At 48.3% G+C, this 22,786-nt stretch carries 14 protein-coding genes; 7 read left to right on the forward strand and 7 right to left on the reverse strand.

Annotated elements, in window-relative coordinates:
• The first annotated feature begins 9 nt into the window (after positions 1-9).
• The 4 genes from ACYVE4_RS19330 (at position 10) to ACYVE4_RS19345 (ending at position 5,314) form a co-directional block, all read left to right on the forward strand.
• On the forward strand, positions 10-2,139 hold the full coding sequence (locus ACYVE4_RS19330) for a caspase family protein (protein WP_461041842.1): 2,130 nt from the start codon (positions 10-12) through the stop codon (positions 2,137-2,139).
• Positions 2,140-2,349: 210 nt separating this feature from the next.
• Entirely contained in the window at positions 2,350-2,847 is a 498-nt protein-coding gene (locus ACYVE4_RS19335; RefSeq protein WP_461041843.1) for a hypothetical protein, read from the forward strand.
• An 895-nt stretch (positions 2,848-3,742) separates the two neighbouring features.
• Positions 3,743-4,432 (forward strand): hypothetical protein, encoded by a 690-nt coding sequence (locus tag ACYVE4_RS19340; protein ID WP_461041844.1) that lies wholly within the window; start codon positions 3,743-3,745, stop codon positions 4,430-4,432.
• A gap of 12 nt (positions 4,433-4,444) precedes the next feature.
• On the forward strand, positions 4,445-5,314 hold the full coding sequence (locus tag ACYVE4_RS19345) for a hypothetical protein (protein ID WP_461041845.1): 870 nt from the start codon (positions 4,445-4,447) through the stop codon (positions 5,312-5,314).
• A gap of 101 nt (positions 5,315-5,415) precedes the next feature.
• Here ACYVE4_RS19345 and ACYVE4_RS19350 read toward each other — a convergent pair whose 3' ends face one another.
• Positions 5,416-5,745 carry a hypothetical protein gene (locus tag ACYVE4_RS19350; protein WP_461041846.1) on the reverse strand — a complete coding sequence of 110 codons (330 nt, stop codon included), beginning with the start codon at positions 5,743-5,745 and terminating at the stop codon, positions 5,416-5,418.
• 203 nt (positions 5,746-5,948) lie between these two features.
• On the opposite strand from ACYVE4_RS19350, the gene ACYVE4_RS19355 reads away from it, so the two are divergent.
• A complete protein-coding gene (locus ACYVE4_RS19355; RefSeq protein ID WP_461041847.1) occupies positions 5,949-6,386 on the forward strand; it encodes a DUF3592 domain-containing protein in 438 nt (145 codons plus the stop codon).
• A 61-nt stretch (positions 6,387-6,447) separates the two neighbouring features.
• On the opposite strand, the gene ACYVE4_RS19360 is transcribed toward ACYVE4_RS19355, so the two are convergent.
• The 6 genes from ACYVE4_RS19360 to ACYVE4_RS19385 form a co-directional block, all read right to left on the reverse strand.
• Positions 6,448-7,896 carry a TolC family protein gene (locus tag ACYVE4_RS19360; RefSeq protein WP_461041848.1) on the reverse strand — a complete coding sequence of 483 codons (1,449 nt, stop codon included), beginning with the start codon at positions 7,894-7,896 and terminating at the stop codon, positions 6,448-6,450.
• A 21-nt stretch (positions 7,897-7,917) separates the two neighbouring features.
• Positions 7,918-11,103, reverse strand: coding sequence for an efflux RND transporter permease subunit (locus ACYVE4_RS19365; RefSeq protein ID WP_461041849.1), 3,186 nt, complete (start codon positions 11,101-11,103; stop codon positions 7,918-7,920).
• Positions 11,104-11,124: 21 nt separating this feature from the next.
• Positions 11,125-12,282 (reverse strand): efflux RND transporter periplasmic adaptor subunit, encoded by a 1,158-nt coding sequence (locus ACYVE4_RS19370; RefSeq protein WP_461041850.1) that lies wholly within the window; start codon positions 12,280-12,282, stop codon positions 11,125-11,127.
• A gap of 109 nt (positions 12,283-12,391) precedes the next feature.
• Entirely contained in the window at positions 12,392-12,772 is a 381-nt protein-coding gene (locus ACYVE4_RS19375; RefSeq protein WP_461041851.1) for a hypothetical protein, read from the reverse strand.
• 216 nt (positions 12,773-12,988) lie between these two features.
• Positions 12,989-14,053 carry an acyltransferase family protein gene (locus ACYVE4_RS19380; protein ID WP_461041852.1) on the reverse strand — a complete coding sequence of 355 codons (1,065 nt, stop codon included), beginning with the start codon at positions 14,051-14,053 and terminating at the stop codon, positions 12,989-12,991.
• A 43-nt stretch (positions 14,054-14,096) separates the two neighbouring features.
• The gene (locus ACYVE4_RS19385) at positions 14,097-17,543 is read right to left on the reverse strand and encodes a two-component regulator propeller domain-containing protein (RefSeq protein ID WP_461041853.1); all 3,447 of its coding nucleotides are present in this window, start codon (positions 17,541-17,543) and stop codon (positions 14,097-14,099) included.
• Positions 17,544-17,927: 384 nt separating this feature from the next.
• Here ACYVE4_RS19385 and ACYVE4_RS19390 point away from each other — a divergent pair, with 384 nt between their 5' ends.
• Positions 17,928-20,315 (forward strand): ABC transporter permease, encoded by a 2,388-nt coding sequence (locus ACYVE4_RS19390; RefSeq protein WP_461041854.1) that lies wholly within the window; start codon positions 17,928-17,930, stop codon positions 20,313-20,315.
• 97 nt (positions 20,316-20,412) lie between these two features.
• Entirely contained in the window at positions 20,413-22,773 is a 2,361-nt protein-coding gene (locus ACYVE4_RS19395; RefSeq protein WP_461041855.1) for an ABC transporter permease, read from the forward strand.
• The last annotated feature ends 13 nt before the right edge of the window (positions 22,774-22,786 follow it).

Raw genomic sequence — 22,786 nt, forward strand, 5'->3', positions numbered from 1 at the left:
CCGATTGTTATGTATACACGCTTTTTTCTACTACTTGCCCTTTTTATTGGCTTTGCCCAACTGACTTATAGCCAGCAGAAGGTGGTGAGCCAGCAACGTTTAAAACAGCAAAAGACGCCAGCTTCCCCGCATAAGGTGGCTCTGCTCATACACATTGATACCTTTCTGAACAAGAACCATGATAGTCTTGTAACGGCCGGTGGACTAAAGTTGGTGCGAGATGCCCTGAAACGGCAGAAGTTTACAATCTATCGGGAGCTGAAAAATCAACAGGCTACCATCCAGAATATCCATAAGGTACTGGCCTCGCTCATTGAGCATTTACAGGGAAAGAAGGGTGCTATCGTAACCATTGTGCTTGATTCTCATGGCGAGCAGGTGCCTGACCTGAATGGCGATGAACAGAAAAAGACGACCGTTCCGTCTGCGCTTGGAGTAGATCTGAAGGATGAAGCCTTTGTGGCCTTCGATAGCCCTAAAAGCATGGGAGAGGCTGAATTGGAATCACTCCGAAAAACCAATCTATCTAAGCTGAAGGACTATATTGCCGGATTTCTCATCGACGACGAGCTGGCAACTTATTACGACCAAATTCGATGTAACATTGGTTCTCAGGGGCACTTGGTGGTCGTACAACCCGGCTGCCACTCCTATTCGGGAATGAGGGGGAATGAAGGTAAACTAAAAATTACTCAACGATGGGCACCTGACGAGGCTATACCTAATCCAGGATGCAGGCCCGAAGAACAGGGAAAGTTATTCTATTTTTCGTCCACCGAGGACGACTCTTACAAAGTAAATACCGATCATGAACGAACAACCAGCGCGTTGCTATATCCCTTCAGCAAAGCCCTGGACCGATTGTCGACAGGAATTACCTACGAAGATTTGTGTGATATGATTGTTGATATTCGGCAGGATGAGCAAACGGAAGTCAATCCATATTACAACCCGGCCCTGTCGCAGGATTCCGATAAGCGCCTGCCTGTTTTCAGAGGGTTCATCACGCCTGCTGACCAACTCACTCAATTTGTTACCGACCTAACCCTAATCAAACTAAATTTCGCCAAGCTCTTTGACTCGTTCTGGAACAAAAAGCAAACTCGAAGTGGACGCACCCGCGGTCCCAATGAGGCTACTGTACCCGAGAATCTAGTCGTCATTAACGACGGTATGGCGGGTGGTTTCGCGCCGGGGCAGGTGGTTGAGTTTGCCGATACCGCGGGCAACAGTGTGGTCTCAGGCGTTGTCGTGGCCGCCGACAATGTCCATGCACTGGTTCAGTTAGACAGAGCCAATTCACTGGTAAACCTCTCCGTTCGCCGACCCTCGCTTACGTTGCGATTATACGCCGATGCATCCGTTCCAGCTTCGTTACGCATTGCGTTGAACCACTGGGTAGCCCTTACCCAAACACCTCAAGAAGCGCAGCTTCGCCTGACGTGCCCGGACCAGTCAGGAGCCTATACGCTTTGTGCCTCTGGCTTACCCTACAGTCAAAACGGCTGTACGTCCCTTTCGGATGACAAAACAGTGCTTCGAAAGCTGAGAGGTTTAGTCGTATACCAGATTCTCCGAAGCAAAGAACGTCGGGATTCTATCTCCATTTTCCAGCAACAAGCCAGATGGGTTAGCGGAAAAATGATTAAACTAAAAGACACAATCTCTCTCAAGTCGTGTTATGATAAAATAGATGAGGGGTGGAGGAGAATAGATCTGCTCGAAATCCTGCCAAACAAACCCACATTTGTCTATCAGGACCATCTCGTAGTTGACACAATTCAGTCCAGTCTGGTAATTAAAACGACAGAAGCTAAACCGAATCAATACGTCCAGTACCTTGATATTTTACCTGATCAATACACCAAAAAACCAGGAGGTCCCGCTTATGACTCACTTGGGCGCGAGTTAGTTGTTCAATCAAGCTACCGGGGTAACAACACGATAGATATTGCCTGTTTTAGCCCTCCCTTTGGCCTTGAAGAAAACGCTTTTGTATTCTCCAGCGAGCCAATAAACTTACAAGATGTTCTGGATGGAAAAGTTCGGCCGACCGACAAGCTATTGAATCAGATTCAGTACGTTATTTTCTCATACCATTATATCCTACCTGATCGGACAGAATACCAAGTCAAATAAAACGGGGTATATCTCAGCCAGCTTTCCAGAACGATAATCCTTTTAGAAACTTCATAAAACGGTTATCATCATGTTAGCTCTCCTGCTTTATTTGGATCACACACCGCTCATACGGGTGGGTTTAACCTGCCTCAACAAAAATGACCTTTTAAACTGGCTGCACAACGGCCCCCTGGCTCTACACCGAAACCAATCCTTTATGCTGACCGTATGAACAGCTTCTTACGCTCCTTTCTAGTAATGGGTGTGGTAGGAATGATACTGAGTAGCTGCAAGGATCTTGATGAAGTCCCTGCTTTAGATGCCCCCAGAAAATTTCTGACGGATCGTCCCTGGCGCGTTTGTTGCCAAACGATTCATCCGGCGGTTCGCTTACCACACCATACCACACCACTATCAAATCTGGACCCCATTCGGCCCGATTGCGACCGGGATGATATTCTCTACTTTGCCTCACATGGCCACTACCTGTTTGCTGAAGGGCCAACCTCCTGCCGCCCCCGTGCTGATACAATACTGAATTCGGGAGATTGGAGCCTCACCGGCCCGCTCGATTCACTCTATCTTCATACAATTGATCACGAAGGGGATCGGATGACATATCAGATACTCCATCTCGACTCAACGCTGCTTGTCCGCCAGTTCCGATATGTCTATCGGCACCAGCCCCACGTGATCACCGAAATGCTAAGGCCAGTTCGTCAATAACTTTCCCATCAGCGCGTCGCAATAAGTTGTTTCGTTTGTATTACCGATCAGTACATGATTGAGTCGCAGCTCCTATTGCTCTGAAAAATCGAAACATCCATCTCACAGCCCTTAATCAGGTCGGTATATCTATAGAAGGTATAAAACCAGGTTAAGTCATGGAAGAACTGTTGCTTATTGACGAATCTGTTGCGCTTACAAGGGCCCAGGAAACAGCCAGTTGCAGCGCCCATAAAGCCATCGATTGGACACTACCCTCTGAGATGAATAGCTCCATCATTGGCTGGATTGATGACACTTGGGAATACACTTACCACCTAGCGAATGGGCAAGTGATCTGAGCCAACTGATTTTCCTGGCCGCTGTGAAGCACAGTGGCCAGGAAAACAGGGGATTACTAACCACAGCCTGAATACGCCTTTAATTGATTTCCTTGAACAGGCGTTTTCGAATAAGAACTTGCGCTACTCATACCGATACTTTCCGGTTCCATCCACACCTAGTTTCGTACAAGTTGCGCAGAAAAAAGGAGCTCGAATCGCTCCTTTTTTTTCAAATCTATGTACTTAAAACGCTATTTCTAAACCACTATTAACTAAGTATTCAACTAGAAATCAGGGTACTCTGCATCGTTTTTTTTGTCATGCTGACCGGTCAGCATGACAAAAAATAAGCTAATGTATTTTCATCGAGCTACTTATAAAACCATCGGTAAACCCCACTAAATAGAAGACATACGTACAGGCAGTTGATTCAAAAGCACTCCATGGTTAGAGTTTTCTTGAGGTAGCTATCTCAGGAGGGTATTCATTCAGGATAATCAGTTAGAAGCAGGGGTCGAGTTTAACCAACTGTCCCGACTGCTCTCACTCTTGCTTATCAAATAGCTATGAATATGCCCATACTACTTCTTTACTGCCTGTTAACGCTGGTATTTGTGTCCTGCGATCAAATACCCCAATCCATTCCAGTCTCGCAGCCCACGATTGTTGTGGTTGGATATGATATTTCGGCCTCTACTAAAGGCTATTATGCCATCACAGCGGCTCATCTGGATTCGCTCTACGATCGAATGGCTCGCCGGGGTGGTGGCGAGGTCTATGTGGTGATGATCCAGAGTAATTCAGCGATCCAGAAACCCCTTCAAGCTAGTGTTGCTCCTTACCCAACTCTGATGCCTGTTACTGGTATTCCACCCCGACGCGAGAAAATTCGACGAGCGAATGAACAGCTAATGGCCGAGCATCGCGCCCAGCGAGATCGGTTCATTCATCAGTTGATGGTGATGACTCAGCAATCATCTCATGAAGCCTACACGGATATCGATGGAGCCCTGGCCCTTATGCAGACGATCGCCAGCGAAAAACGGTACCAGACCTATGCCAGGCGAGTACTGCTCATTACGGACGGCGACCAGGAACTACCCCGGCAGGGTCACGTACCGATTCGGACCGTAACGCTCGATGCAAACCAGGTTCATCTGGTTCGCCCAAAAACGCAAAACCTGCGAAACGCAATCAGTAAATCGCAGCCAGTGCATATTCATGCCACACTCGACGATGCTATTCTATCGATCACAATTTAACCCAATACAGTCATGACAACTCAAATCAATCTCTTCGATGTAATGACAGTCAAAAATAGAGCTGATCACCATGCCAGCCTGTTTAATTACTATAGCCGACTCTACACCCAGGCATCTGAAGAGCGAAGCCAATTTATAAGCCGTCACCCGGAATTGCAGCACCACCATGCCACCCCACTGACGGTCGGTATCGTGGTCTTGATTCTGGTATTGCTGGTCATTTTTCAGACCAATACCGATGGGGCTGCTGTGGCCGAAATCCTCTTTGGCGATACAATCAGCGATTCACCCCTTTTTACTTTTGGGCTCGGACTGGCCCTCTGTCTGTTTGGCTTTATAGCCAGCAAAGGGTTAAATTTCAACTATGGGCAGGAAATGGATGCGATTGGCCGTCGAAGATTGACCACCAACTGGTGGGTCAGCCTGTTGGCTACGCTGATCTATATTGGATTTCACGTTTATATCAGCGTAATGCTTTACCAGACCGGCGGGGAGAGTGGCCATTGGGCGGCCTGGTTGCCAACCTTTATCGCATTTATCGACGTTTGCATGAGCATACTGTTCGGAAACCTGACGGTGCTGGTCATTCAGCGAATGAGCCGCGACAGCCGTATCGCTAGTCTGACCCGAAAAATGCGAAAGGCCGCCCAACGCACAGGGGAAGCGGTCAATCATTATCGATTGCTACTGAAGCTTTATAATGAGTCGCTACAAATGGGTGAACTGGTTTACGAAGAAACAGGAAATGTTTCCCAGGCACTGGCTTACCATCAGAACCCCGGCATCTATCAGTTGCCCACTGGCTCATTGGCGTCAACCGAACCTCCTCGCCAATCGCAGCTCGACGATGCCCGGTATGCTAAAGTTGGTCATGAGCAATGATAGCGTTCTTACTGGCTTAGCGTTTTCAAAGGGAGGATAACTAACTATCCTCCCTTTATTTATTCCACTACATGATACAGCGTTTGAATGTCATTGCGACATTACCAACTTCCCCCCCATTTGAGGGCAAAAGCCTTTCGGCGCTCTTCCAGATCAGTAATCGGCAGTAGATCATCAAAGTGTACCCAAACATCCATATAGACAATTCCGTAAGATCCCTGTAACACGTCAATACATTCTTCTTCATAATACCAGGTCCAGACTCCTCCCGGCGGTGAAATTTCTATATCCCGATGTTCAACAAATTTTTTCTCGGCCAGTTCGTACGCTTTTTCGATTGCTTTTTCACTAACAACCTCTTCGCTGGAGTACAATCTGACATTGTAGCCATAATCCGTATTGATCAGAAAAAAGGATTGGTAATCAAACATTGCAATTAGTTATGCCTTAGTAAGATGTCTATGGAATAAGGGGGTAATATAATCAACTGGCTACAGATCTGCTTGGCGCTTTTTATTACTGGATGATAAAAATACAGGGCTTCCTAGACCATAAATACAGGTTTACCTCGATTTTACCGCATCAGTCCTAGCCTCAACTTTGCCATACGTTTCATCTAATCCAGTCAGCACGTATGGAAACCCATCTAAACATTAATGGTGCCTGCTTACCTCCTAGCCTATTACTCTTTGCCCTTGGTGCCTATCTTCTTTACCAGGGCTATCAAACCATCTCATTTTTCCTCGCTCTGGGCCACCGAGGACAATCGACCATAGGGCGAGTTATTGGCTTACAGCGGTATATCTCACATGGGGAGCATAGCGTTGAACATACCCACCCCCTGTTTTCGTATAAGGTTGATGGACAATGGTATGAGATTGAGTCAGAGGATGGATTATTGCTGGAAAGCTTTAGGATCGGCCAGGAAATGGAGATACGGTTTCTCCCGGAAAATCCCAGAAAGTTCACCTGGCGCAAAACAGCAATAGCCGGCGTCGGATCGGCCGTTTTGGGTCTACTCCTTATGTCAGTATCCGGCTGGGTACTGCAGCAGCTTCTGAATAGTCTCTAGGCTCTGTACGCTATTAGTAAAGTTCTGCTGCGTGATGTATCAAGCAGCAGAACCAAGAATTTTATTTCCAGCCTCCTCCTAAAGCGCGGTATAAGCCCACTAACGATTGAAATTGAGCCTGTTTGGTATTCATCAGCGCCAGTTCGGCATCCAGCACGGAACGTTGGGCCGTAATCACTTCTAAATACGATGCGTAGTTGGAAGCAAATAGATCATCCGATGTGGTGGCTGCCTGACGAAGAATAGTCACCTCCTGCGTTTGCCAGTTGGCTACCGCCCCATAATTTTCTAACCCCTTTAAGCTCGTTACTACTTCGCTGACGCCAGTCAAAACCGTCCGTTGGTAGGCGAAATAGGCTTCGCGGCTCTGGGCTTCCGAGATCGCCAGGTTCCCTTTCAGCAATCGCCGATTAAAAACAGGGCCTACTAGACCCCCTAAAATGCCTATAGCGACGGAAGCTGGATTGATTAGTACACCAGGGCGAAATGCATTTAGCCCCAAATAAGGAGTTAGCGTAAGGCCAGGCAAAAATTCGGCACGACTGGCAGCTACATCTACGTGAGCCGCTTCTAGTTCCCGCTCCGCCTGCCGGATATCGGGTCGTCGACGAAGCAATTGTGCAGGAACTCCGGCGATCAGGGTTGCTGGTAAGGATTGCTGCCGAATAGATGCCCCTCGTCTGATGGGTTGCGGATAGCGTCCCAACAATAAATTGATCTGATTTTCAGCTTCTACGATTTGCTGCCGTACCCGACCTTCCAGACCGCGTGTATTAAGCAACTGCGCCTGAAATTGCTGTACCGCCAGTTCCGTAACTCGACCCGCTGTTTTTTGAATCTGAACCAGATCGAGGGCGCGTTGCTGTAGGCCGACATTCTCCCGAATGATTTCCAGCTCACCATCTAACCCTAATAAGGTATAATACAACCGGGCCACATCAGCAATCAGCGCTGTCTGTACCAGATGTTGCCCTTCCTCCGAAGCTAAATAGCGCAGGTAGGCCGCCCTCCGACGCTGCCGAAGTTTACCCCACAGATCAATCTCCCACGACGCGCGGAATCCGACAAAAAAGTCAGGAGTCGGGTTTGGGATACGCAATTGACCGGCTACGTTATCCGACAAATTTGTATCAAAATTACCTACGCCATTTTGCGTGTACCGGCCATAGCGATCTACACCCGCCGTAGCAACAGCATCGACCTGAGGAAGCAGCGCCCCCTGGCTCATGGTGAACGTAGCGCGGGCCACCTCAATTCGTTGCAATGCTATTTTCAGGTCCAGATTCTGCACTAACGCGGTATCGATCAGGGCGATTAATGTAGAATCCTGAAACAACAGGTTATGAGGCTGCTCACCAATCCCGACTGAGTCCTGATCGCTCGTAGTCTTAGTGCCCACATAGGTATCAGGTACCGTCACGGGCGGGCTGGTCGATGGTGAGTGCATGACTTTACAGCTGTTCAGTACAAGCATGAGTACTAACACAACAATTAGAACAATACGGTGCATCGTTTTGAATGGTCGGTCTCGTTACTGAAGAGATTCTTGTAGCAGGATATTGTTAGCTGGTGTGCTGGTAGAATGCGTTGGATGTCGATTGCGATTTCGTCCCAGGCGATTAGCGAGACTGGCAAAGACAACATACAAACCCGGCACAACGACCAGTCCAAAGAGCGTTCCCATGAGCATACCCCCGGCGGCTGCCGTTCCAATCGTCCGATTCCCGACCGCTCCCGCACCAGTTGCAATACAAAGCGGAATCAGACCGGCGATAAAGGCAAACGATGTCATCAGAATGGGGCGCAACCGGGCAACGGCTCCCTCCATGGCTGCCTTTATCACCGATAAGCCTTCGCTTCGGCGTTGATTGGCAAACTCAACAATCAGGATCGCATTTTTACCCAGTAGGCCAATGAGCATGACCATCGCAATCTGGGCGTAGATATTATTTTCCAGTCCCGTTAGCCACAGAAAAAAGAATGCACCAAAAATCCCCGTTGGCAGCGAAAGGATCACCGGAAGTGGTAACAGAAAACTTTCATACTGAGCCGAAAGAATCAGGTACACAAATACCAGACAGATTAAAAAGATGTACACGGCCTGATTACCCGATTGCACTTCGTCGCGCGAGATACCGGCCCAGTCGATTCCATACCCTTTTGGTAGCTTGGTCGCGGCTACTTCCTGAACAGCTTTAATTGCACTGCCACTACTAAAACCTGCTGCCGCCTGACCGTTTATTTCCGCTGACGGGTACATGTTATACCGAGTTGCCTGCTCCAGTCCATACACCCGCTCGACCCGCATGAAAGCCGAAAATGGGACCATTTCTCCCTCATCATTCTTCACGTAAAGTTTCAGCAGGTCATCGAGCTGAGCCCTGTATTCCGGCAGGGCCTGGACCATCACTTTGTACATCTGCCCAAACCGGATAAAATTGGTGGCATATTCCGATCCAATCAAAGTTTGTAGGGTTTGCATGGCCTTACCAACCGATACGTTCTTCTGAGCCGCTTTATCGGTATCGACATAGAGCAGATACTGGGGGAAGCTGGCGTCGAAAATGGTAAACGCATTCTCAATTTCAGGTCGACTGGTTAAGTCCTGTACAAACTGCCGAACAACGGATTCCATTTTTTTGTAATCGCCCGATCCAGTTCTATCGAGTAAGCGCAGCTCAAATCCGCTGGCGTTGCCGTAACCCGGTACGGCCGGAGGAGGGAAAAACTCAATTTTAGCGTCCTTAATGGAATGAGTTTGCTTCGCCAGCTCGTCCATGACCTCATCCACCGATTCTGTTCGCTCTTCCCAGTTTTTCAGGTTAACCAGACACGTACCGAACGTAGCTCCCGTTCCATCGGATAGAATATTATTTCCCGCCAACGACGATACGGATTTGATGGCTGGAATGCGCTTAGAAATCTGCTGAATCTGATCAACAACCGTACGAGTCCGCTCCAGCGTAGAACCGGCTGGGGTAGTAATACTAGCGTAGAACGTTCCCTGATCGTCGTTGGGAATAAATCCGGAGGGAACCAACGAACTGGTCACTCCGATGCCGACGCAGAACGCAGCCAATACACCAAAGGTGATTACGCGCCGGTTAATGATGACCTTGAGCAGCCGCTGATAGCGCCCTTCCAATCGATTATAGGCCGAATTGAATCCGGAAAAGAAACGATTCAATAATCCGGTTTTGTGCGATCCGTGGTTGTTCTTGAGAATAAGCGCACAAAGAGCGGGGCTAAGTGTCAGCGCATTGACAGCCGAAATCAGGATCGCAATGGCCATCGTCACCGCAAACTGTCGAAAGAAGATACCGACGGGCCCTGATAAAAACGTGACGGGAACAAATACGGCGGTCATTACCAGGGTAATCGCTACGACGGCTCCTCCGATTTCGTTGATCGCTATTTTGGACGCTTCCCAGGGTGATAAATCTTCATGCTCCATTTTCGCATGGACGGCTTCTACAACAACGATCGAGTCATCCACCACAATACCGATTGCCAACACGAGCGCAAAGAGTGTGATCAGGTTGATCGAGAAGCCAAACAACTGCATAAAAAAGAAGGTACCCACCAGGGCTACAGGAACAGCAATGGCCGGGATAAGCGTAGAGCGGAAGTCCTGTAAAAACAAAAACACCACCAGCGCCACCAGCACAAAGGCTTCGATCAAGGTCTTGATTACTTCATGGATCGATGCGTCCAAAAAGCGCGATACATCGTAGGTGACTTCGTAGTCCATTCCGGAAGCAAATCGCGTTTGCTTAAGCTCCGCCATGCGCTCTTTAATCCCGGCAATCACCTCACTCGCATTGGAGCCGGGTAATTGTTTGAGCATGATAGCTGCAGAAGGTCGCCCATTGTGTTTGGAAACGACATCGTAATAGGTTGTGCTAAACTCAATATCGGCGACATCTTTTAAGCGAAGTAATTCACCACTCGTGCTCGAGCGTAAAGGGATATTGCCGTACTCCGCTTCCGAGGTGTATTTACCGGTGTATTTAAGAACATACTGCAGCGCTTGCCCCTGTTTATCAGAACTTTCGCCCAATTTGCCCGGTGCCGCTTCCACATTCTGTTCCTGCAATTTCTCGACGATTTCGTCGGCCGAGATGTTATAGGCCAGCATTCGGTCGGGTTTGAGCCAGATACGCATGGCGTATTCGCGGGCACCCATAATGTCGGCAAAGCCAACTCCTTTAATTCGCTTCAGCTCGGCCAGCACATTGATATCAGCGAAATTGTAGAGAAACTTTTCGTCCAGCTGGTCATTGTCGCTAAAGATGTTCAGATACATCAGCATGGAGTTTTCTTCCTTAGCGATCTTGATCCCATTTTTGATCACCTCCGAAGGTAATTCAGCCATCACAGCGGCTACGCGGTTCTGTACGTTAACAGCCGCCACATCCGGGTCTGTGCCTACTTCAAAAATGACCTGTACCACACTGACGCCATCATTAGTCGCATCGGAAGACATGTATTTCATGCCCGGTACGCCGTTGATGGCCCGTTCGAGGGGTGTAATGACAGCCTTGACGGAGGTTTCTGCATTGGCTCCCGTGTATTCAGTGGTCACGTTTACCTCCGGTGGCGCCACCGACGGGAATTGGGTCATGGGAAGCTGGGTCATAGCCAGCACGCCCAAAAGCGTAATAATGAGCGAAATAACGATGGCTAAAACCGGTCGTTCGATGAATCTTGAAAACATAACGGTTGCTTCGGTTATCGTTTATGGATGGCCTAGTTGGGCCATCATCTGAGGAGCTGATACCAGTTGGGGCTGAATAGTATCCCCTTCTTTTACCGTCTGTATTCCTTCGTACAAAATGCGATCTGAAGCCCCCAAACCTGATCCGACTACGTAGAGCTGTGGTAATCGGTACTTGGGGATAAAACTGCGCATCTGCACTTTATTGTCAGCGCCAACCACAAACACAAACTGCTTATCCTGCAACTCAAAGGCCGCTTTCTGAGGAATCAGCAAAGCATTCGTCACCGTCTGATTCATGCGCACTTTACCGCTGGAACCGTGTTTGAGCAGATTTTCAGGATTCGCAAAACGTGCTCGAAACGCAATATTTCCGGTGCTTTTGTCGATTTGTCCGTCGATCTTCTCAATACTGCCTTTGTTACTCAGCAGCTGATTATTGGCTAACACCAGCGACACATCTCGATCTTTCACCACCTGCTTGGCCGTTACAAAGTCCAGATACTCGCCTTCCGGTACGTTGAAATAGGCAAATACCTGTCGGTTGTCCGATAGCGTAGTTAGCAGCGTACCTTCTTCCACCAGACTGCCTACTTTGTTGGGAATCCGGTCGATGACGCCGTCAAACGGGGCCCGTAGTTGGGTGAGGGCCAGTTTTAAGGTGGCACCACTTTCGGCCGTTCGCGCTTCGTCGATCTTCGCTCGCAAAGCTGACAGTTTAGCCTGCGCTTTTTCGAGTTCGATGGAGGATACTACTTTTTTATCGACGAGTAATGAAACGCTCTTAAGCTCCACTTCGGCGGCTTTGGCTTCGGCCAGCGCATTGTTTAGAGAGGCCTTGGCTTTCATTAATTCCTCCCGGTATTCGGGATTATTAACCGCAAAAAGCAGCTGCCCCTTCCGAACAAAGGAACCTTCATCGACATAGATACGGTCCAGATACCCTTCAATACGCGTACGGATTTCTACGTTTTGCACGGCATGGATATCAGCTACATATTCTTTGGTATAGAGCGTATCCGTAACAATGGGCTGGATTACGGGATACGTTTCGGTTTTAGCGCTTTCCTGTTGCGGTTGTTTGAAGCAGGCCATAAGCAAGGCAATGGCCGCGGAAACCGACAGGGCAAGCGTCATCAAGCGGACCCGGCGAGCGCGGGTCAGTCTCTGAATAAGCATAGTTTAGTAAGAAATAAAAATGGAAATCAGAGTAAACAGAACAACGCACCGCTGGCTAACCACGGGCTAAACCAGGGCATAGTGCAGGCCTAGTATCCCCATCATGGGTTCATGCCAGGGTCAGTAAAGCGAAAATAGTAGCCGATTTGGGCGGAGGTGTGTTGATTTGGGCGGGAGTTGAGCCGTAAATCACACCTCTGTAGGGAAGCAATGCCGAAAACCGAAATTCGGCAGTTGTATTAAATTGATAGGCGATAACCGGTGCGGGAAGCGACCAGTCGAAGAAGATTTTAGAAATCTGATCCTCCTCTTCATCCGATTCGTCGTGTTCAGGAACAGCATTTTGAATGCCGAACAGTCCTTCTAACAACCATTCGCCAATACTTTCTACCTCATTGACGGACAGATCTTCTTTATACTCACCCTTACTGTTCGGAGTTACGTACCCATCCGGCGCATCAATACTCACGTTGATGACATAGAAAGCCATCAACAGGCAGAAAAGGCGATGGATGAATTGGTTAGGTTTCCCCACGAGGTGCCAACGACATTGAGTATCTATCAAAGATACTTTGAATCACGCAGTCTTTATGCCAAAAAGAGCCGATTAGAACTATATTATTAAAAATGTATTAAAAGTTATCCGCATATTATTATTGTATACCAATAGGCTACCTAATACCTAATTCTTAATCACGTTGATTTTTCACCGGGCGAAATAACGTCGAATGGGCTCATCATATACCCGTAGGACCAGATAGGCGAATGCACTAAGTAAAATCACACCAGTGACCACAATCAGGGACAGGTGCAGGACATCTGGTTTATGAGTGGTTAAATAGCCACCGAAAATCCACATAACCCCATAGTGGGTCATGTAGAGCGGGTAAGAAAGTTTGCCCAGGCACACACACAGTTTTTTTAGTCCAGGCGTTGCCGTAGCACCCGCTCCAGCTGCAATTAAAGTTGGGAAATAGAACAGTACAATGATCGGCTCAGTCAACCAGTTCCATTGCGTATAGGGCATGAGAAAAGCCAGCATAAGCAGCACCGCCATACCCGCAAAGCCAAAGCGATTCTTTAGAATCCAGTTGGACCGGTAAATGAATAACCCGGCCAGAAACGAGTAGGCGATTCGGGCACCGCCATCCCAGAAGGTTGGTCCCGACCAACCACCTAACAGATTACCGGCCTGATAGCTAACCCAAAAGAGCGCTGCTGCGGCCAGTACAATACATACCGACAGATAGCGTCGGCTGATCCGATACAAGACAAGAGCATAGAGAATATTGGCAACGTATTCCCAGAATAATGACCATGCTGGCGCATTAAAACCAAACAGATTGAAAGCCCGCTCTTTCAGGATGGGCAGCGGAATGAGGAATAGTGAGCAACCAAACGTCAGCCACAGATTTGCCCGACCCGATAAATCGGGCTGAGTCGCAAAAGGGTCGAACAGGTACGCCAGCAACCCTATTACCGATCCCAGAATTACCAGGGGGTGTAAGCGGATCAAGCGTAATCGAAAAAAGGCTGCGAGTCCCAATCCCCGGATTCGGTCATCATAGGCGTAGCCAATAACAAAGCCCGATAAGCAAAAGAAAAAATCGACGGCCAAAAATCCGTGACCGATGAAATTGCGGCCGGGATCGGTATACACCCACTCCATGAAATGAAAGATGACGATGGCCAGGGCAGCTACCCCACGCAATCCATCCAGAATAACAAAGTGTGGCTTTGTACGTAGGGGGGCTGACTGTATTTCTTCCATGCATATGTGGTTGGGTTTCCACCAAGAACCGGGGCAAATGTTGTCATAATTTCTGAGTTGGTACGGCCAAATCAGGTAATTCAATAATAAACTCCGTGCCCTGGTTTTCCACACTATTAACCCGAATAGAACCCTTATACCCCTGAGTAATAATATCATAGCTCAGAGATAACCCCAGACCAGTTCCTTCTCCAGTAGGCTTGGTGGTGAAAAATGGCTGGAAAATTTTGGATTTGATGGACTCAGAAATGCCCGTGCCATTATCCCGAACCCGAATCACGATCTGTCCTTTCTGCCGTTTTGTGCTAACCTCCACCCTGGGAATATAATCAGGCGAGTCGTTTTGTTTAGCCTGTACGCTGGAACGTCGCTCTAAAACGGCGTAAAAAGCATTGTTATAGAGGTTTAATAACACTCGTCCGATCTCCTGCGGCACTAGATCTACGTCACCTACATTAGGATCAAGGTCGGTTACTAACTCACAATTGAATCGGTCGGAAGATTCCGTCTTATTTTTAGCCTTCAGACCGTGGTAAGCAATTTTTAAGTACTCCTGGGCTAAGGCGTTGAGGTCAGTAGGCCGTTTCTCACCCGATTCGTGGCGGCTATGCTCCAACATACCTCGCACAATGCTGCTGGCTCGATCACCGTGATGTTGAATTTTTTGCAGGTTTTGCGTCAGGTAATCAGCAATGGCTAGTACATCATCGGTGTTTCCTGCCTGTACTTCCTGCTTCAGTTCATCTACTAAATCACTACTAACCTCCGAGAAATTCGTAACGAAATTGAGGGGATTCTGAATTTCATGGGCGATACCGGCCGTCAGTTCACCCAGATTGGCTAGTTTTTCTTTCTGAATGAGTTGGGCCTGAGTGGTTTTCAGATCAGTCAGGGCGTCGGCGAGGTGGTTGCGTTGGGTCTCGATTTCCTGCTTCTGTTGGATCACCTCTTCCGTACGCAAGGCCACTTTACGCTCCAGGAGTTGGTTGGCCTGCAGCAGTTGCCGCGACCGATAACGAACCAGTGCCCATATACCCAAAACTGCCAGCATAATACCGAGAGTATAGGCCCACCATGTACGCCACCAGGGGGGCAGAATTATCAGCCGAATTGCGGTTCCCTCCTCATTCCAGACCCCATCGTTGTTCGACGCTTTTACCCGAAAAACATAGTCGCCCGGTGCCAGAAACGAATATGTAGCCGTGCGCTGGGTTCCGCAGTATACCCACTCACCGTTTACACCTTCGAGTTGGTAAGCATACTGGGCCTTTTTCGGCGCTATATAGTTAAGTCCCACGAAGTTGAACGAGATTACATTATCGTGGTAAGCCAACGTCAGGGGCGACTGTGGAAACAGACGGATTGAATCCAGTATCTGAACCTGCGTGATGCAAACGGGTGGTTTGTAGGGATTACCGCCCATTTTCGATGGACGAAACACAACAAACCCATTTGTACAACCAAAGGCTAGTTCGCCCGTAAGTGTGCGAGTACTGGCACCCGTGAAGATCTGGCTCAACAGCCCATCCTGATCGTCGAATACCCGAAGTTTGCGCGTCACGGGATCCAGTCGACATAACTCTTTACCGGTAGCGATCCATAGCATTCCTGCCGGGTCGGTAATAAGGGCAACTACATGGTTGTCGGGCAACCCGTCGTGGATAGTGAACGTAGAAACGGTCGCCATTTTTGGATCGATGCGAAATAGTCCACCAATGTTGGTAGCCACCCAGATGGCTCCGTCGGCCGTTTCGCAAAGCGCCAGCGGATCCCGACTATAAAACACTTTCTGTGTTTCGACATAAGGGGGGTGATAACTCTTAAACCGGCCCGTACGAAGGTCTAGTTTGCAGGGGCCTATTCCCCCCACCGCTACCCATACATCCCCTTTCCGCGTCACCAGTACGTCGTTGACTTGCCCTCCGCCCTTGCCAATGGGATTATCCTTATCAATTCGGTAAAGTGTATACCGGCCATTGGTTGGGTCGAACTGAGCCAGGTTCGACTGACCAGCTACCCATAATTTCCCCTGATTGTCTTCGTCGATACTCGTGATAGGAAAGCCTGCCGGATACTGCCGAATCTGACCATTTGCCTCCATGATGTGTAATCCCGATGGAGTGGCCATCCAGATTCGCCCAGCCCGGTCGCAATGAATAGTTGAAATTATATCGGCAGGAGCAGTTACAACGAAATTTTTCGGTATCAGCAGACCCGGTGCGAGGGGTTGTGAAGTGTGGCTGAGATACGATTGATTATCGGACAGATTCAGGCGAAATACGCCCTCAACATAAGGACGGAGTGGATTACCGAACCAGATATTCCCCCGCCGGTCGGCCGACAGCATGGTCACGTTGTTCTCCGAACGGGGTGTTGCATTGTGGTCCGGAATGGGTTGATAGAAAGCAAACTGGGGCGCCCGCATGGAGTATCGGTCGATGCCGTTTGATGTACCTATCCAGAATGTGCCCCGATTATCGGCCAGCAACGCCCAGACCACGTTATGACTCAACGAGCTTGCAACAGTCGGGTTTTCCTGGTAATTGACATAGCTGCCCGTTTTGGGATCGAGCTGAAACAGCCCTCCCCTTGTTCCAACCATCAGATTATGGTATTCATCTTCTCCCAGGCCCTTCGGCAATATTTCCAGGTTAGTCAGATATACCTGCCCTGTTGGGGCGTATGTGGTTGTTGCGTTGTTCCGATCAGGTAACGATTCTTTCCCCGGTAGCAAACGATAAACCCCTTTATATTTGGTTCCAATCCACAGGCTATTGTCAGCACCCAGATACATCGACTCGACCCTTGGCTGCTCTTCAGTGGGACCGGGACCAAAGTAGAATGGCTTGAATTTCCCCGTACGTCGGTTCATTGTAAACAGCCCGTTGGAGGTGCCGATCCACAAGGTCCCGAACCGATCCTCCTGAATAGTCCACACCCGATCGTCGCCCCCCTGCGCAACGGGTATATCGTAAAGTTTATATTGTTTCGTACGGGGATCGAAGCGGGCTAATCCTCCTTCTGAACCAATCCAGAAAAAGCCCTGCCGGTCTTCCATCATCGTGTAACAGATGTCGTACGGCGCAAACCGATTCGATCCACGCCGTTCTACACGGAAGAAGTTGATCCGACCCGTTTGCTCATTGAGCCGGTGTAGTCCTCCACCGGGTGTAACAAACCAGATTTCACCCGACTTCGACTCAAGCATATCCCAGACTGTGTTGTGGGCCATGTGGTTGTTCGGATCGCCGGGATCAGGTTTGTAAACCGTGAACGTGTACCCATCGTAGCGATTGAGGCCGTCGCCTGTGCCAAACCACATAAACCCCTGCCGATCTCGATAGATACTGAAAATTCGATTATGCGACAAACCCTGTGCCGTACCAATGTGTTCAAACCGTAATGGATGCTGCCCATGCAAAGCGGACGTAAGCAGCATAAAAAGGGCAACGACAAGCAACTGGCAGTATCCACTGCGGTATTGATTCATGGGTTTAGGCATGGAAAAGAGGGAGTCAGCCTGTTCGCGTCAAGAGGTAGCGGACATTCGGCTGGTTTGCTCTTCAAGTTTAGCACGAAGTGGTACAAAATCAATGGGTTTGCTCAAAAAATCGTCGGTTCATCCTGCATGGTCAGTTGATAGCAGGACCGTATCATCTGGATACATCCTGTCTCTGTATTCTACTCTATACCTTGTCCGCAAATGGTCGGCTACTACGTCCGTTTGCGGACAATTTATGTATGAGCCACAATTTAAATTACTAATAATCAATAGTTTATCTATTTGGTATGGCATTTGGGCGTTTATAAATAGAACGTAGTCGTCTACGGCTCTGGATTGTTTTCTTAACTTCGAACGTCAACCTTTTAGGCTATGCTGAGCAATCACATCAAAATCACAATTCGGACCTTCTGGAAAAACAAACTGTTCAGTGGTCTTAATGTAATCGGGTTGGGCATTGGCATGGCTGCGGTCTGGCTGATGGTGCTATACGTACTCAATGAATGGAGCTACGACCGCTTCCACGCCAAAGCCGACCGTATTGTACGGGTTGTGCACTATGCCCAATGGCCGGGTGGCAATCTGAAGCTGGCCCCCACGTCGGCACCGTTTGCAGCGGCACTCAAAGCTGATTATCCTGAAGTTGAAAAAACCGTTCGTATTCATCCCGAAGGTGGTGGAACCATTACATTTAAGGATAAAAAAATAGAAGCAGGCGACATCTATTTCGCTGATCCAACTTTATTTGACGTCTTCACGTATCCTTTCCTATACGGTGATCCTGGTTCTGCGCTGAGCAAACCACAAAGCATTGTTTTGACCAAAAGTCTGGCCGAAAATTTATTCGGTGATGCCAGCAAAGCCGTTGGACAAATTATTGAATTCAGTAACCATTTCCCCAACACGGTAACGGGCGTTATCGAAGACGTCCCAACTAATTCCCATTTGCAGTTCCACGCACTGCGCTCACTACCGGAGAATTTCACCAATGGTTGGCAAGCGTTCGAACTCTATACATATCTGCTCCTGAACGAAGGCAGCAATGCTAAAAACCTGGAAGCCAAGTTACCGGGTTTCTTTCAGAAGTACATTCGAAAAGAAATGGGTGAAGGAATTGATTACCGGATGGAGCTTCAACCGCTTACGTCGATTCACCTAAACTCACACCTCGATTACGAAATCAGCCCGAATGGCAACGCGCGAACCGTATCCATTTTCGCGGTCGTAGCCGCTCTGATTCTCCTGATTGCCTGCATTAATTACGTGAATTTATACACCGCTCGCGCACTTAAACGGACTCGTGAAGTGGGCGTTCGCAAAGCCATTGGTTCGCATCGGCAGCAACTAATTGGTCAGTTCCTAACCGAGTCGATGCTGATGACCTTGCTGGCAGGTATAGTTAGTGCCGTATTGGTGGTTTTCGCTTTGCCATTTTTCAATCAGATGGCCGATAAATCGCTGACCCTGGGGAGTTTGCCAACTACGTTACTTACTGTTTTAGGACTATCCTTATCGATTGGTCTCTTAAGTGGTATTTATCCCGCTTTACGCATGTCGGGTTTCCGCCCAGTAACGGCGTTGCGAGGACAACTTGGCAGTCAGGTAGGTAGTATTATTTTCAAACAAGGGTTGGTCGTTTTTCAGTTTGTGGCAACAGTTGCGCTGATTGCCTGCTCGGTCGTTGTGTATCGACAGATGCAGTTCGTGATGACCAAAGATTTGGGCTTCAACAAAGAGCAAGTGCTTACATTCCATATCGACAATGGCGACGTTCGCCAGCGAGTTGATGCGTTAAAAGAAGCACTGCGTCGTAGTCCGCTGATTGAGGGAACGTCGGGAGCCAGCAACCCCATCGGCAATAACAATATTGGCGGCAATGGGATGTTCTTCGAGCAAAACGGAGCCATATCCCCCACCTCACAGGTCGTTCAGAGATTTCAGGTTGACGAGGACTTCCTCAACACCATGCAAATCAAGCTGTTGAGCGGTCGTAATTTCTCGGAGTCCTTCAAAAGTGATTCGCAAAACGCGGTATTGGTAAATGAAACACTAGTAAAACAACTCGGCTGGAAAAACCCCGTTGGTAAACGGGTACAATACTATATTGATAATGAAGGACATACCGCCGAATCCCGTGTTATAGGCGTTGTGCAGGATTTCCATACGTATTCGCTTCAGCACAAAATAGAGCCATTAGTCTTGCAGATGCCCGCTCCAGCCGATAAAGACAATATCTACGTCAGAATTCAGCCTGAAAAAACGACGGAAGCCCTGTCCTACATCCAATCCATATATAAAACGTTCGATCCGTCCAGCACGCTTGACTTTCATTTTCTGGATGAAAATTTTTCGAAACAATACAAAGCGGAGCAGAAGCAGGGCGAAGTCTTGCTGACTTTCACAATTCTGGCTGTACTCATCGCTTGCCTGGGTCTATTCGGACTAGCCGCTTTTGCCGCAGAGCAACGCACAAAAGAAATTGGTGTTCGCAAAGTGTTGGGCGCTTCGGTCATGAGTATCGTTACGATGCTCTCTAAAGACTTCCTGAAACTGGTTATTATCGCCATTGTCATTGCCACACCCATTGCCTGGTATGCGATGAATCAATGGTTGCAGGATTTCGCGTACAAATTGCCGATTACATGGTGGATATTTGCTGTAGCGGGTCTGTTAGCGCTCATTATTGCCCTGTTAACAGTCAGCCTACAAAGCGCAAAAGCTGCTCTTGTCAACCCAGTCAAATCACTTCGGTCTGAATAAATAGCCGAGGGCTTAGGGTATAAGGAAAATCAACTATGCCAAAACCTTACCCTATACCCCGAGCCCTTTGCTCCATGCCCCTTAACCCCTATCTTTTATGCTATCGAATTATGTCAAAATCGCCATTCGAAGTTTACTGAAGCATAAACTCTTCTCGCTAATCAACATATTGGGTCTGGCACTGGGCATGGCCTGTAGTTTACTGATCAGCCTATGGGTGAAGGACGAACTGAGTTATGATCGTTTTCTCCCCGATGCCGACCGCATTTGCTTTGTCCGGGTTAATTTTCAGCATCCGGTTACGGGTGAAATCGGGACTAATTCGGTTACGCCTGGCCCCTTGCAGGAAGTGATTGCGAAAGATGTGCCAGAAGTAGCTGCCGTTACGAAGGTCAATTATGGACCAGAGTTGCTGATCAAAGTCGGTGAAAAATCGGCGAAGGAAAAAGGTCGTTACGCTACTGATGGTTTTTTTGACGTATTCGATCTGCCTGCGACTGCCGGAAACCCGAAAACCGCCCTGAGTCAGACAAATCAGATCGTTATTACCCAAAAAATCGCCACAAAATACTTTCCGAAAGGCTCCGCTCTCGGCAAAACGCTTCAACTCGACAACGGAAAATTCTACGTTGTGGGAGCTGTTATTCAAGACATTCCACACAATGCATCCTTACAATTCGACTGGTTGGTTAACTGGAAAGTACAAGAGCAGGATTGGATGAAAACCTGGGGAAATAATTCCTTTTACACCTACGTTCGGCTAAAACCCCATACAACGATAGCCCAGGCAGAACTGGCGATGAAAGGCCTTTATGGGCGATACGGTGGCAAAAATTTCGAAGATGGTCGTCCATCACTGCAACCAATCACTGATCTGCATCTGTACGCCGATTATAAAGACGGCAAACCAGTTGGTGGTCGGATTGAGTACGTTCGCGTATTCGCCATTGTTGCCCTGTTTATCCTGCTGATTGCCTGCATCAATTTCATGAACCTGGCCACGGCCCGGTCGGCAACTCGAGCCAAGGAAGTTGGTGTCCGGAAAGTGGTGGGCGCACTTCGAGCTTCTCTGATTGGGCAATTTTTGAGCGAGTCGATTTTAACAAGTTTAGTAGCCGCGATACTGGCTCTGTTATTAGTCTGGTATGTATTGCCGCCTTTTAATAGCTTGTTTGGCAAGCAACTATCGCTTGATCTTACCGATCCGATTATCTGGCTGATTACGGTAGGTCTGGTACTTATTACCGGCTTTTTATCAGGTAGTTATCCAGCCTTATTCCTCTCATCGCTGCAACCCATTAAGATCCTGAAAGGTCGCCTGCAATTTGGTCGAGGTCCGGCCTTTTTCCGACGTGCACTCGTAGTATTCCAGTTTTCCCTTTCGATTTTTCTGATCGTTGGAATGCTGGCCATTGGCAAACAAATGGACTATTTACGGACAAAAAACCTTGGTCTCGACCGCGAAAATGTTCTTTACTGGCCTATTGAAGGATTTACAGACGCCAAACGATTCGATGCCTTTTTGCAGGAAGTAACTCGCCAGCCTAGTATTGCCTCCGCTACCACAGCCGGTTCGCTGCCCGTCAATATCCAAAGTTCATCTGGTGATCTAAATTGGCCCGGCAAAGATCCGAATCAAAATTCTAACGCATCGGCGATGTACGTCGGCAGTAATTTCACCCAAACACTGAATATTACATTAGTCGATGGTCGCGATTTCCGCGCGGATAGCCCTGCTGATTCATCTAGTTATATCATTAACGAAGCCACTGCCAGAATGATGAACATGAAAGATCCGGTAGGGAAAGAGGTGCAGTTCTGGATGGGGAAAGGCCGAATCATTGGGTTGATGAAAGATTTCCATTTACAATCACTGCATCAGGCGATAATGCCTTTAATCCTTTGTTTTAATTACCAGAATACGAGTTATCTGCTCGTAAAAACGAGAGCAGGTCAAACAAGTCAGGCGCTCGCCGACATGGAAAAAATTTCGAAAGAATTTAATCCGAATTACCCGTTTGATTTTCATTTTCTGGACGAAGAATATGAGAATATGTACCGCAGTGAACAGCAGGTCAGCGCGTTGGTCAACTATTTTGGCATCATCGCTATCCTGATTTCCTGCCTCGGTTTATTCGCTCTGGCTGCTTTTACAGCCGAACAACGCACAAAAGAAATTGGTGTTCGCAAAGTGCTGGGTGCCAGTGTCTCGCACATCGTAAGCATGCTCTCCACCGACTTCTTGAAACTGGTTATCATAGCCCTACTATTCGCTTCGCCGTTAGCCTGGTGGGCGCTGGATAAATGGCTAGGCTCCTTCGCCTACCAAACCGAATTATCCTGGTGGATTTTTGCGCTGGCTGGCATTCTTGCCATTGTCATTGCCTTTTTAACCGTAAGCTATCAGAGTATCAAAGCGGCAACCGTAAACCCCGTAAAATCACTTCGGTCCGAATAAATCGCATGGGGCA

It is taken from the genome of Spirosoma harenae, assembly GCF_054776975.1.

Excerpts from the sequence above, each read along its gene's own strand:
- ACYVE4_RS19330 (WP_461041842.1), top strand. The coding sequence starts at position 10 with ATGTATACACGCTTTTTTCTACTACTTGCCCTTTTTATTGGCTTTGCC.
- ACYVE4_RS19335 (WP_461041843.1), top strand. The coding sequence starts at position 2,350 with ATGAACAGCTTCTTACGCTCCTTTCTAGTAATGGGTGTGGTAGGAATG.
- ACYVE4_RS19340 (WP_461041844.1), top strand. The coding sequence starts at position 3,743 with ATGCCCATACTACTTCTTTACTGCCTGTTAACGCTGGTATTTGTGTCC.
- ACYVE4_RS19345 (WP_461041845.1), top strand. The coding sequence starts at position 4,445 with ATGACAACTCAAATCAATCTCTTCGATGTAATGACAGTCAAAAATAGA.
- ACYVE4_RS19350 (WP_461041846.1), bottom strand. The coding sequence starts at position 5,745 with ATGTTTGATTACCAATCCTTTTTTCTGATCAATACGGATTATGGCTAC.
- ACYVE4_RS19355 (WP_461041847.1), top strand. The coding sequence starts at position 5,949 with ATGGAAACCCATCTAAACATTAATGGTGCCTGCTTACCTCCTAGCCTA.
- ACYVE4_RS19360 (WP_461041848.1), bottom strand. The coding sequence starts at position 7,896 with ATGCACCGTATTGTTCTAATTGTTGTGTTAGTACTCATGCTTGTACTG.
- ACYVE4_RS19365 (WP_461041849.1), bottom strand. The coding sequence starts at position 11,103 with ATGTTTTCAAGATTCATCGAACGACCGGTTTTAGCCATCGTTATTTCG.
- ACYVE4_RS19370 (WP_461041850.1), bottom strand. The coding sequence starts at position 12,282 with ATGCTTATTCAGAGACTGACCCGCGCTCGCCGGGTCCGCTTGATGACG.
- ACYVE4_RS19375 (WP_461041851.1), bottom strand. The coding sequence starts at position 12,772 with ATGGCTTTCTATGTCATCAACGTGAGTATTGATGCGCCGGATGGGTAC.
- ACYVE4_RS19380 (WP_461041852.1), bottom strand. The coding sequence starts at position 14,053 with ATGGAAGAAATACAGTCAGCCCCCCTACGTACAAAGCCACACTTTGTT.
- ACYVE4_RS19385 (WP_461041853.1), bottom strand. The coding sequence starts at position 17,543 with ATGAATCAATACCGCAGTGGATACTGCCAGTTGCTTGTCGTTGCCCTT.
- ACYVE4_RS19390 (WP_461041854.1), top strand. The coding sequence starts at position 17,928 with ATGCTGAGCAATCACATCAAAATCACAATTCGGACCTTCTGGAAAAAC.
- ACYVE4_RS19395 (WP_461041855.1), top strand. The coding sequence starts at position 20,413 with ATGCTATCGAATTATGTCAAAATCGCCATTCGAAGTTTACTGAAGCAT.